Source organism: Capnocytophaga sp. oral taxon 326 str. F0382, assembly GCF_000318295.1.
In the GTDB taxonomy this organism is placed as follows: domain Bacteria; phylum Bacteroidota; class Bacteroidia; order Flavobacteriales; family Flavobacteriaceae; genus Capnocytophaga; species Capnocytophaga periodontitidis.
Genome location: NZ_KB291397.1, coordinates 1 through 9,607, shown reverse-complemented (window position 1 = coordinate 9,607; position 9,607 = coordinate 1). Strand labels below are relative to the sequence as shown.

Sequence of the window (9,607 nt, the reverse complement as noted above, 5' to 3'; positions counted from 1 at the left end):
AAGCCAGTGATAGCTGGGTATGTGCTGCAAACGCCCCTATACATTTTCTAACGCCTAATTTCGTCATTCGTAACTCGTCATTCGTAAATATTTATTACCTTTGCCCCTACATTTGCTAATCTGCTAATTTTCTAATTTACTAATTGAATTTATGAGAGTAGTTATCACCGGAATGGGTATTTATTCCTGCATAGGCACTTCACTGGGCGAGGTGTGTGATTCGTTATACCAAGGGAAATCGGGTATTGTTTTCTTGCCCGAACGCAAAGAATATGGCTATCGCTCTGCCCTCACAGGCTTTGTGGAAAATCCCGACCTCAAAGGTCTCTTGGGTCGCCGCGAGCGTATTTCTATGGGACAAGAAAGCGAATTTGCCTATATGGCAACCCTCGAAGCACTTAAAAATGCAGGTATCGATAGCGATTTCTTACAACAAAACGAAGTGGGAATCCTCTACGGCAACGACAGTGTAGCCGAGTCGGTGATTCTTACCAACGACAAGATAAGAGAAAAGAAAGACACCACACTGGTAGGCTCTGGAGCGGTGTTCCGCACGATGAACTCCACTGTAACGATGAACCTCTCTACTCTCTTCCAACTGCGTGGAGTGAATATGAGCATCAGTGCCGCTTGTGCCAGTGGCTCACACTCAGTGGGTTTGGGCTATTTGCTGATACAAAGCGGTATGCAAGACTGCGTGATTTGCGGCGGTGCTCAGGAAATCAACATGTACAGTATGGGCAGTTTTGATGGTCTTGGGGTCTTCTCAATGCGCGAGGGAGAGCCTGCTTTGGCTTCACGTCCTTTCGATGCTAATAGAGACGGTTTAGTGCCCAGTGGGGGCGCAGCTACTTTGGTGTTAGAAAGTTATGAATCGGCAATGAAACGCGGGGCAACCCCTATCGCTGAGGTCGTAGGTTATGGCTTTTCGTCTAACGGCGGACATATCTCTACCCCCAATGTAGAAGGACCTGCCCGTGCGATGGCGCGCGCCCTCAAAAATGCAGGAATGCAAGCTAATGAAATCGACTATATCAATGCGCACGCCACTTCCACCCCCATAGGCGATGCCAATGAAGCAAAGGCTATTTATGAGATTTTTGGCAGTCATATCCCTGTGAGTTCCACCAAATCAATGACCGGACACGAGTGCTGGATGGCAGGTGCCAGCGAAGTGATATATTCCGTGCTGATGATGCAAAACAGCTTTATAGCTCCTAATATCAATTTTGAAACCCCCGATGAAGCTTCTGCCAAACTCAATATCATCGCCGAAACTGCAGAGCGCCCTATCAATGCCTTTTTGAGCAACTCTTTCGGCTTTGGCGGTACAAACTCAGCGTTAGTAATCAAGAAAATTTGAGAATTATAGTCTATCATAATTGATTTGCAAAATTTGTGTCGCTACACCTTTCTGTACGAGGTAAGATGTAAAAAGTCTCATTTGGTTAACTAAAATGATAATTGAAAAATAAAATGAATAAGATATTTTGTTTCCTACTTATTTATATTATAACACTAAGTTGTAATATCTACAATAAAAAAGAATTCTACACTGGTTATGTATATGATTTTGATACAGAAAAACCTTTACAAAATGTAAAAGTAATAGAATTAGAAAGTAACCACGAAACGACAACCAATGAAAAAGGATATTTTAGTATGAAGAAGTTAGAAAATGTATCTTCAAGTCTTATTTTTGAAAAAGAAGGTTATAAGAAAGATACTATTCGTTCTATTCAGATACAAAATGGTGAACAACAACAAGAAGTTTTCAAAGGAAAAATAATTTATATATCTAAATTAAAAATATGAATCAAGAGTTGAAAAACAATAACCCTTGATTAACAGAATGTTATCGCTTTTGCATCGTGTCTCCCCCTTTGAAGGAAGTCAGCAAGCAGGCGTAGCTGAGTATGTGAGGGGGGGATGTTTTAAATCAATAAGTTAATTTAACCCTTGATTGGCATTTTTAGAGAATATATAAATCGTTTAATACACTTTTAAAAAATGAACACATTCCTTTGTACAATAGATTTACAACCTAATATATTGTCCTCCGACCGTTTGAGCATTGCTCTCATAATGGCTAATGAACATACATTGCTTTTTAAATATTCAGAAAAAAAGCTTAATGCTGTAAAACATTTGTTTTCTCCTGAGGCTTTCAATATACTGAAATACTTAACATCTTTAGAAGAAAGTTTTAACTCCCATAATCAAGAATTGTTAAAAAAATGGGTGAACGAGGGTTATTTATCTTATTTAGAAAAGTATAACAATAATTTAGTGTTGTTTTCTAAAACAAAAAAAGTAAATGTACCTCTCAACCGAGAAACCTTTGGTAAATTCTTTGAAATGTATGTCTTTCCCTCTGAAAACAATTATCAAACAGAAGAATATTCACAAGAAAACTTATTAACAGATATACTAGTAAGATAATTATCACACAACCTCTTACTTGTTACCTCTTACCTGTTACCTGAATAAAATGTACGACTTTATCATCATAGGTGCGGGACTTGCAGGCGTAAGTTTTGCCCATACCCTCGAAAAAAACGGCAAAACCTTCTGCCTCCTCTCCGACCATTCTCAAGTGGCGAGCCTTATCGCTGGAGGAGTTTATAATCCCGTCGTTTTAAAGCGATTTACCCCCGTTTGGCATTCTGAGGATATAATGAATAGCGCCAACCGTTTTTACGACGAAATTGAGGCTAAAACGCAATGTCAATTTCGCATCCCTATACACGTAGTGCGCAAATTCGCTTCTGTAGAAGAACAAAACAATTGGTTTACAGCTTCCGATAATCCGCTGCTTGCTCCTTATTTGAGTCCCGTGATATTGCCCGCTCTCAACGAGGCACTCCCAGCACCTTTTGGCTTAGGCGAAGTGCTCCACACGGGGAGATTGAACGTACAACACTATATAACCGAAAGTATAAAACGCTGGCAAGCAGAAGGTGTGTGCTACGAGAAGACTTTTGTGTACGACGATTTAGAAGTATACGATGCACATGTGGTTTATTGCGGAGTATCTGCCCAAAATATCATTTTCTGTGAAGGTTGCGGTATTGCTAAAAATCCCTATTTCAGCAAATTGCCTATGCGTCCGTGCAAAGGGGAGACCCTCACTATCAGCGCTCCTCGTTTGCAGTTGCAACACATCTACAAAAGTGATGGGGTATTGATTCCGTTAGGGGATGATAAATATATACTTGGCGCTACTTACGACCCCGAAGATTTAACTGAAGTAATTACCGAAGCTGCCCGTACCGAACTTTTAGAAAAACTGCGCAAAATGACGAACGTTCCTTATGAAGTGCTAAGCCATCAAGCCGCGATTCGCCCTACAGTAGCCGATAGGCGACCCCTTTTAGGGCAACATCCTCAGCACTCACATCTGTGGGTGTTCAACGGTTTAGGTACCCGAGGCGTGCTCAATGCCCCTTACTGCGCCCAAGTGCTCTACGCCGCCGCTTTTGAAGAAATAGAAATCCCCCACGAAATGAATATCAACCGCTTCGCCAAGAGATTTAGGCATTAATCTTCTTACCTCTTATCTGATATAAATTTTCCCAAAACCTTCAGTTCCTCTGTCATTATCTCCAAAAGTTGCATAGCTTGCTCAAATTGGGCGTAATGTTCAAACCCTACATCCACGAAAAAAGCGTATTTCCAAGGCGTTTCTATCACTGGCAACGACTGTATTTTGGTCATATTTATATCGTGGTCGCGCAACACGTTCAGCACGGTGGCAAGACTTCCGCTCTTGTCGTATACTTGGAATTTTAGGGTAGCTTTGTCAATTTCTTCTTTTGGTAGATGGTTATCAGTAGTAGAGAGCACCACAAAGCGGGTAGCGTTGCGCTTAATAGTTTGGATACTTTCAGCTAATATCGGCAAGTGGTAAAGTTCCGATGCCGAGGTTGAGGCAATTGCAGCAACACCTTTCAGCTGCTGCTCGTGAATTTCTTTAGCTGCCTGAGCGGTGTTAGTAGCTTCCACCAAACGGATATGAGGATATTGCTCAAAAAAATCTTTGCACTGCAATAGTGCCATATAGTGTGAGCGCACTTCGGTAATATCGGCTAAAGTTTGATTGCCAAGAGCCATCAGGTGGTGCTGAATATTCATATAGTACTCGCCTGTGATGTGCAAGTTGTTGCGGTCGATAAGCGCATAGTTGGGCAGTATAGCCCCTGCAATGCTGTTTTCAATCGCCATTACTCCCCATTGGGCTTCCCCATTTAAGAGTTTTTTCACCACTATATCAAAATTGCGACATTCTATAACGTCTATATCCTTACCAAAATAGGCTTCAGCTGCCTGATAATGGAACGAACCTTGGGTACCTTGTATGGCTATTTTTTCATTCATAGTGCAAAAATACATCTTTTTTCTTGCATATTCAAAAAATTGTTGTACCTTTGCCCCCGATTTTAAGAATTATCGTTTAACTAAATACAAAAAATACGCACGAAGAAATGACCTATATCAAGTTACATATCGCATCTGTATTACCTTTGCACAAGGTAACGCTTCGTGGCGTATCCGCTTGATTAGAATAATAGTATAAAATATAGAAGAGCCCGAAGCACCCGCTTCGGGCTTTTTGTTTTTCCTCATAAATAAAACTTTTAGGACACCTTCCTATCACATTTTCCCGAAGCAATTAAATTGTAAGTTAGAACAATTTGCCTTTTGAAAATATCCTTATTTGAGGATTGTCCCCCTTCGGGGGTTCGGGGGCTGATTAATTATTAATTGTCAATTGTTAATTGAAAAATGGGAAATCTATATATTACCCCCGAAGGCGTCTCTCGCCTGCGCAATTTGCGTTCTCGCAAACGCATTGTTCGAGAAGACCACGAGAAGTATTTGCGCGAATGTATCAAACGCCAAAAAGCACTCTTTAAACAACGCCGTGAACTGCCACTTGTACCACTCGAAAAACCTTACCAAAAGGGCTATGTGCGTTTCTTTGTACTGAGGGAAGATGTAAGGCAAGGCAAGCAAGCCGACTTTTTCGCGACACTTTTGGAGAAAATCAACACCTATCAATATGCTGATACACGTAAGTTTCAGAAGAAGAAAAAGCGCCGTGGCAAACGCGTTTACATAGCTCGTAAGCAGGAATTGTACGCTTTTAATCAATGGGAATGGCAAAGAGCCCTTGAAAGGGGGAAGTTTACTGAAAAAGAACGCGCCTATTTTGCGAGGATAGAGTGTTTTAATCGCCAAAAAGACCGTTTTGAAACCTATTACGAGTTTACCGAAGCGTGGCGTTTTGAATTGCGTATAAAGCCTAATATGATCACCCACTACCGTCCGGTAGATGTAGCCATAGAGGGAGAACTCGCCGAGCTTGATAAAATCATAAATGACCATAAGAACTGGGGGATTATCCATAGCAAAATCTATGGAGGCAGTTATTCGTGGAATCAATTCCAAAAGCGCTATACGCCTAAGGAAAAGTACAAACGCACCCCGCTGAAAGAAATTGCAGCCCTTAAGTATCACACCTCAGCAATGGAAATCGCAGATATCCTTTTGGAGGTCAATCTTTAACCCCAATCCGACCAGTCTGCCCCGTCAGACTTGTCCGATTTACAAAAAAACAAAGAAAAAAATGCAAGAAAAAATCATACAAATCACCGCAGGTCGCGGTCCTTTAGAATGCCAATGGGTAGTGGCGAAAGTACTCAAGACTTTCCTGCAAGAAGCTACTCAAGCAGGCATCAGCTATACCATTCTCAGCCGAGAGGAAGGCGATGCTAATCTCACTGTAAAATCGGTTACCCTGCAACTTAAAGGCAAGGAGTTAGCATCGTTTTTGAAAAGTTGGCTCGGCACTGTTTGCTGGGTAGGTAAGAGCACCTTTCGCAAGTTTCACCAGCGCAGCAATTGGTATATAGGCGTTTTTGAGCTCGACCAACTGCAACGCCAGACTTTCTCGGAGCGCGATGTACAGTTCCAAACCACTCGCTCGCAAGGCAATGGCGGACAGAATGTGAACAAGGTAAATTCGGCAGTACGCGCCACTCACCTGCCTACGGGTATCAGCGTATTGGCACAGGATTCACGTTCACAGCTGGACAATAAGAAACTCGCTCTTGCTCGCCTTAAAGAAAAACTCGCCGAAATAGAGCTTCAGCAACTTGCCGAGCAAGCACAGAGTCATTGGAGCAATCACACCCAAGTGCAACGCGGTAACCCTGTGCGCACTTTCAAAGGCACCGATTTCAAAAGCACTTATGTAGAAAAAAGCTATAAAAAAGAACGCGCCGCTGGCAAGAAGGAAATTAGAGAATTAACAGATTAGCAAATGCTTGTCGTGCTACGACCTTTACTAAAGTTGAAAAGAATTTCAGCAACCCTCCAAGTTATTCTGAGTTTCTCCGAGATATCAGCATCTCTCAAAAAAAATAAACTTTATGACCGGAAGATTCTACCAAGATACCCATTTCAACCTTACGATGCTCAATGGTTTGCCCATAGAGCAACTCAAGGTATGTGTAAATCCTGATGATGGAGATGTTTTAATCGTCTATTTAAAAGCAGAAGGACAACCTATTTTTCAGTTCTTTTTAGATGTGGGTATTGCTTTTTGTGAGTGTTGGAATGAGTATGAAGTAGATGAGGACGATGATGACTATCGCTTTGATGACCTTACTGAGGCTTGGCAACTCAAAGGCAAACACATTAGTGCTATTTTTGCTGAAGAAGTAGCCGGAAATAGTGAAATTACCTTTCTTTTGGAAGAAGGTGAAAAGCTCCTGCTCTACTATTGCCCTACAGAAGATAAGATCTATTTCATTAAGGACAATCAGGTAATTTGCCGATTTGCTAATTTGTCAATGAGTACGTCTCACAACTCGGAGATATTCCAAGTTTCTCCAAGTTTCTCAAGAAAATACTAATAACCCTATTCATTACTATGGAAGAACAAATACAAGAACTTTTAAATAGTATTCCTCAAGGAGTTACTTATACTACCTTTCCTGAAGAACTCGAACCAGAGGATATTTCACAAGAGCGCATTGACGGTCTTAAGAAACTGCTTACCCACGAAGATGTTTTTATTGAGCTTTCTGCTGCTAAATTGCTTTGTGCGTGGGGAATAGATGAAGGTTTTAAGGCTTTGATACAACTGTATGAAGCAGGAAAAACCGAAGGTTATTTTACTCATCGTTTGCACGGTTATGAAGGAACCGCTGAACAACTGCTTTGGGTACTGTTGTGTTATCAATCTACTAAAGAAGAGATTTCAGAAGAAGCAGGCGAGAAAGCTCAACAACAAATTCGCCCTTATGTAAAACAATTGCTGCAAAAGGTACATAACCCAGAGCAATGGAAAAAATATGTAGAGGGTATTATCAATTAAACAAATTATTATGGCAAATTTAAAACTCAAAGGGAAAGACCTCCTCAAGTTAGGTTTCCCGAATAATCAATCTATCAATGTAGCGTTGGAAGTGATGAAACGCAATTACGCTACTAAAAACTTGGCGTATGTAAAGTCGGTACTTGAGGATATTTTAAAAAATCCTGCGCAGTACGAAGGACACCTTACTTTTGGTCAGATAGCCGAGGCGCTGCTTTCGTCTACTAAAACCGAAAAACGACAGCTCAACGCTACCCGTGCCCCTTATCATATCTTTGGCGACGACATCACCGAAGAAGCAAAAACGCAACTCTACACCGCTCTCAAGCTCCCTATTTCGGTAGGCGGAGCCCTAATGCCCGATGCCCATAGCGGCTATGGGTTGCCCATAGGAGGTGTGCTGGCGGTAGAGAATGCTGTGATTCCTTATGGCGTAGGCTTGGACATCGGTTGCCGTATGTGCCTCAGTATCTTGGATATTCCTGTATCCTACCTCTCGGGGGCGCGTGATAAGTACGAAAAAGCCCTTGCTGAGCATACGAAGTTCGGTATGTACGAAACTCATAAATCACACGTAGAGCACGAGATTTTCGAGCGTGATACTTTTTCACTGATTCCTATTCTCAAGCGATTGAAGGATAAGGCAATCAAGCAGATGGGTACTTCGGGCAGTGGCAATCACTTTGTGGAATTTGGCGAGGTAGCACTCTTAGCCGACGATCCACAAATAGGCTTACCCAAAGGAAAATATCTCGGTATCCTTTCGCATAGCGGTTCGCGTGGTTTTGGTGCTGAAATCGCTCAGTATTACGTACGCGTGGCAGCCGAACAATGTCCCCTACCCAAAGAAGCCCAACAGTTTGCGTGGCTCGACCTCAATACCCACTTAGGTTTAGAGTATTGGACGGCTATGAACCTCGCAGGCGATTACGCTTCTGCCTGCCACGACGATATCCATCGCCGACTTATTCGCGCTGTGGGTGGTCGATTGAGAGCGCGCATCGAGAACCACCACAATTTTGCGTGGAAAGAAATTCACGATGGCAAAGAAGTAGTAGTACACCGCAAAGGGGCAACTCCAGCAGGGGAGGGGGTACTGGGTATTATCCCCGCCTCAATGACCGATGCCGGCTATATCGTGCGAGGCAAAGGCAATGCCCAGAGTTTCGATTCAGCTTCACACGGGGCAGGACGTGCTTTCTCGCGCAATGAGAGCAGGAATCGCTTTACCAATTCCGATATCAAAAAAGCCCTCAAAGCCAAAGATATTACCCTCATCGGGGGTAATGCCGAAGAAGCTCCTATGGCGTATAAAAACATAGAAACCATAATGGCTTCACAAAGCGATTTAGTAGATATCATCGGTACTTTCCAGCCACGCATCGTGCGAATGGACAAGTAATCAGTTATTTTTGAATTATGTTATTCTGTAGGAAAGCCAGCGATAGCTGGGTATGTGCTGCAAACGCCCTTACAAATAAAACTTTTCGGACAGTTTTTTATTTACTTATATGCTAATTATCTTGTATCTTTGCCAAAAATAGAAAATATTATGCCTTATACAGTTACCATTACCGATAACAATCCACAAGCACTACACCTTGTGAGATATCTTAAAACACTTGATTTTGTAAAAGTTACAAAGCAAAAAGAACCTAAGTACTCTCAGGAAGTGTTGGACGCTTCTAAAATATTAAAAATGACCCCTGAGGAAATAGTAGAAGCTGCTAAAGAAGAAGAAATGACCCCTGAGGATTACGCGTTTGTGATGACAATCTCTAAGAAGATAAATCACAATATAGCTAAACGTTGGGATGAACACTTTAATATTTAATATGATATGATTATCATTGCCGACAGTAACATTTTTATGAGTGCTCTTATAAACCCCTCTGGTCATAAAGCTTTAATATTGGCTGAAAGGAAAAAGGTTACGGACATTTCTTTATTTCTACAGAAGAATTGAGTGAACATCTCTACAAAAAATAAAACCTCTAATTTACTTATTTTCAGTTGAAGAAACGCTCCTCTCACATAAAGGATATGCTATATGTTTTGTTGCTTCCGCTGCTTTTCATTGGTATATTGTTTAGTCGCTTTTTTGATAAGATGGACGAAAAAATACATATTCGCACTATACTCGCTTGGATATTCTCGCCCATTACTGCCCTATATATAACGTCAGTTCAATATAACAGAAGATTGATTTCCAGCTTTGTAACA

General features: G+C 41.6%; 12 protein-coding genes. 10 read left to right on the top strand and 2 right to left on the bottom strand.

Annotation, left to right across the window (positions count from 1 at the left end; translation table 11 throughout):
- The first annotated feature begins 151 nt into the window (after window positions 1-151).
- The 4 genes from HMPREF9073_RS05600 to HMPREF9073_RS05585 all read left to right on the top strand — a co-directional run bounded on the left by HMPREF9073_RS05600 (window position 152) and on the right by HMPREF9073_RS05585 (window position 3,544).
- The gene (locus HMPREF9073_RS05600) at window positions 152-1,363 is read left to right on the top strand and encodes a beta-ketoacyl synthase (protein WP_009413034.1); all 1,212 of its coding nucleotides are present in this window, start codon (window positions 152-154) and stop codon (window positions 1,361-1,363) included.
- Between the two features lie 113 nt (window positions 1,364-1,476).
- Window positions 1,477-1,815, top strand: a complete 339-nt coding sequence (locus HMPREF9073_RS05595) for a carboxypeptidase-like regulatory domain-containing protein (RefSeq protein ID WP_009413033.1) — start codon at window positions 1,477-1,479, stop codon at window positions 1,813-1,815.
- A gap of 195 nt (window positions 1,816-2,010) precedes the next feature.
- A complete protein-coding gene (locus HMPREF9073_RS05590) occupies window positions 2,011-2,442 on the top strand; it encodes a hypothetical protein (RefSeq protein WP_157453496.1) in 432 nt (143 codons plus the stop codon).
- A gap of 49 nt (window positions 2,443-2,491) precedes the next feature.
- Window positions 2,492-3,544: an FAD-binding oxidoreductase gene (locus tag HMPREF9073_RS05585; protein WP_009413031.1), complete on the top strand. Its 1,053-nt coding sequence runs from the start codon at window positions 2,492-2,494 to the stop codon at window positions 3,542-3,544.
- Window positions 3,545-3,549: 5 nt separating this feature from the next.
- On the opposite strand, the gene HMPREF9073_RS05580 is transcribed toward HMPREF9073_RS05585, so the two are convergent.
- Together HMPREF9073_RS05580 and HMPREF9073_RS16505 are read right to left on the bottom strand one after the other, a co-directional pair.
- Window positions 3,550-4,377, bottom strand: coding sequence for a prephenate dehydratase (locus tag HMPREF9073_RS05580; protein ID WP_009413030.1), 828 nt, complete (start codon window positions 4,375-4,377; stop codon window positions 3,550-3,552).
- A gap of 117 nt (window positions 4,378-4,494) precedes the next feature.
- Entirely contained in the window at window positions 4,495-4,626 is a 132-nt protein-coding gene (locus tag HMPREF9073_RS16505; protein WP_009413029.1) for a hypothetical protein, read from the bottom strand.
- Between the two features lie 159 nt (window positions 4,627-4,785).
- Between HMPREF9073_RS16505 and HMPREF9073_RS05575 the strand changes: the two genes are divergently transcribed.
- The 6 genes from HMPREF9073_RS05575 to HMPREF9073_RS05550 all read left to right on the top strand — a co-directional run bounded on the left by HMPREF9073_RS05575 (window position 4,786) and on the right by HMPREF9073_RS05550 (window position 9,218).
- A complete protein-coding gene (locus HMPREF9073_RS05575; RefSeq protein WP_009413028.1) occupies window positions 4,786-5,568 on the top strand; it encodes a hypothetical protein in 783 nt (260 codons plus the stop codon).
- Between the two features lie 61 nt (window positions 5,569-5,629).
- Complete coding sequence (prfH, locus tag HMPREF9073_RS05570) at window positions 5,630-6,322, top strand: peptide chain release factor H (protein WP_009413027.1); 693 nt, start codon at window positions 5,630-5,632, stop codon at window positions 6,320-6,322.
- Window positions 6,323-6,434: 112 nt separating this feature from the next.
- Window positions 6,435-6,920, top strand: a complete 486-nt coding sequence (locus HMPREF9073_RS05565; RefSeq protein WP_009413026.1) for a hypothetical protein — start codon at window positions 6,435-6,437, stop codon at window positions 6,918-6,920.
- Between the two features lie 17 nt (window positions 6,921-6,937).
- Window positions 6,938-7,384 carry a hypothetical protein gene (locus tag HMPREF9073_RS05560; protein ID WP_009413025.1) on the top strand — a complete coding sequence of 149 codons (447 nt, stop codon included), beginning with the start codon at window positions 6,938-6,940 and terminating at the stop codon, window positions 7,382-7,384.
- Window positions 7,385-7,394: 10 nt separating this feature from the next.
- On the top strand, window positions 7,395-8,786 hold the full coding sequence (locus HMPREF9073_RS05555) for an RtcB family protein (RefSeq protein ID WP_009413024.1): 1,392 nt from the start codon (window positions 7,395-7,397) through the stop codon (window positions 8,784-8,786).
- 150 nt (window positions 8,787-8,936) lie between these two features.
- Complete coding sequence (locus tag HMPREF9073_RS05550) at window positions 8,937-9,218, top strand: hypothetical protein (protein ID WP_034555482.1); 282 nt, start codon at window positions 8,937-8,939, stop codon at window positions 9,216-9,218.
- Window positions 9,219-9,607 lie beyond the last annotated feature (389 nt).

Coding starts and splice junctions, on each gene's coding strand:
- HMPREF9073_RS05600 (WP_009413034.1), top strand. CDS start 152: ATGAGAGTAGTTATCACCGGAATGGGTATTTATTCCTGCATAGGCACT.
- HMPREF9073_RS05595 (WP_009413033.1), top strand. CDS start 1,477: ATGAATAAGATATTTTGTTTCCTACTTATTTATATTATAACACTAAGT.
- HMPREF9073_RS05590 (WP_157453496.1), top strand. CDS start 2,011: ATGAACACATTCCTTTGTACAATAGATTTACAACCTAATATATTGTCC.
- HMPREF9073_RS05585 (WP_009413031.1), top strand. CDS start 2,492: ATGTACGACTTTATCATCATAGGTGCGGGACTTGCAGGCGTAAGTTTT.
- HMPREF9073_RS05580 (WP_009413030.1), bottom strand. CDS start 4,377: ATGAATGAAAAAATAGCCATACAAGGTACCCAAGGTTCGTTCCATTAT.
- HMPREF9073_RS16505 (WP_009413029.1), bottom strand. CDS start 4,626: ATGAGGAAAAACAAAAAGCCCGAAGCGGGTGCTTCGGGCTCTTCTATA.
- HMPREF9073_RS05575 (WP_009413028.1), top strand. CDS start 4,786: ATGGGAAATCTATATATTACCCCCGAAGGCGTCTCTCGCCTGCGCAAT.
- prfH (WP_009413027.1), top strand. CDS start 5,630: ATGCAAGAAAAAATCATACAAATCACCGCAGGTCGCGGTCCTTTAGAA.
- HMPREF9073_RS05565 (WP_009413026.1), top strand. CDS start 6,435: ATGACCGGAAGATTCTACCAAGATACCCATTTCAACCTTACGATGCTC.
- HMPREF9073_RS05560 (WP_009413025.1), top strand. CDS start 6,938: ATGGAAGAACAAATACAAGAACTTTTAAATAGTATTCCTCAAGGAGTT.
- HMPREF9073_RS05555 (WP_009413024.1), top strand. CDS start 7,395: ATGGCAAATTTAAAACTCAAAGGGAAAGACCTCCTCAAGTTAGGTTTC.
- HMPREF9073_RS05550 (WP_034555482.1), top strand. CDS start 8,937: ATGCCTTATACAGTTACCATTACCGATAACAATCCACAAGCACTACAC.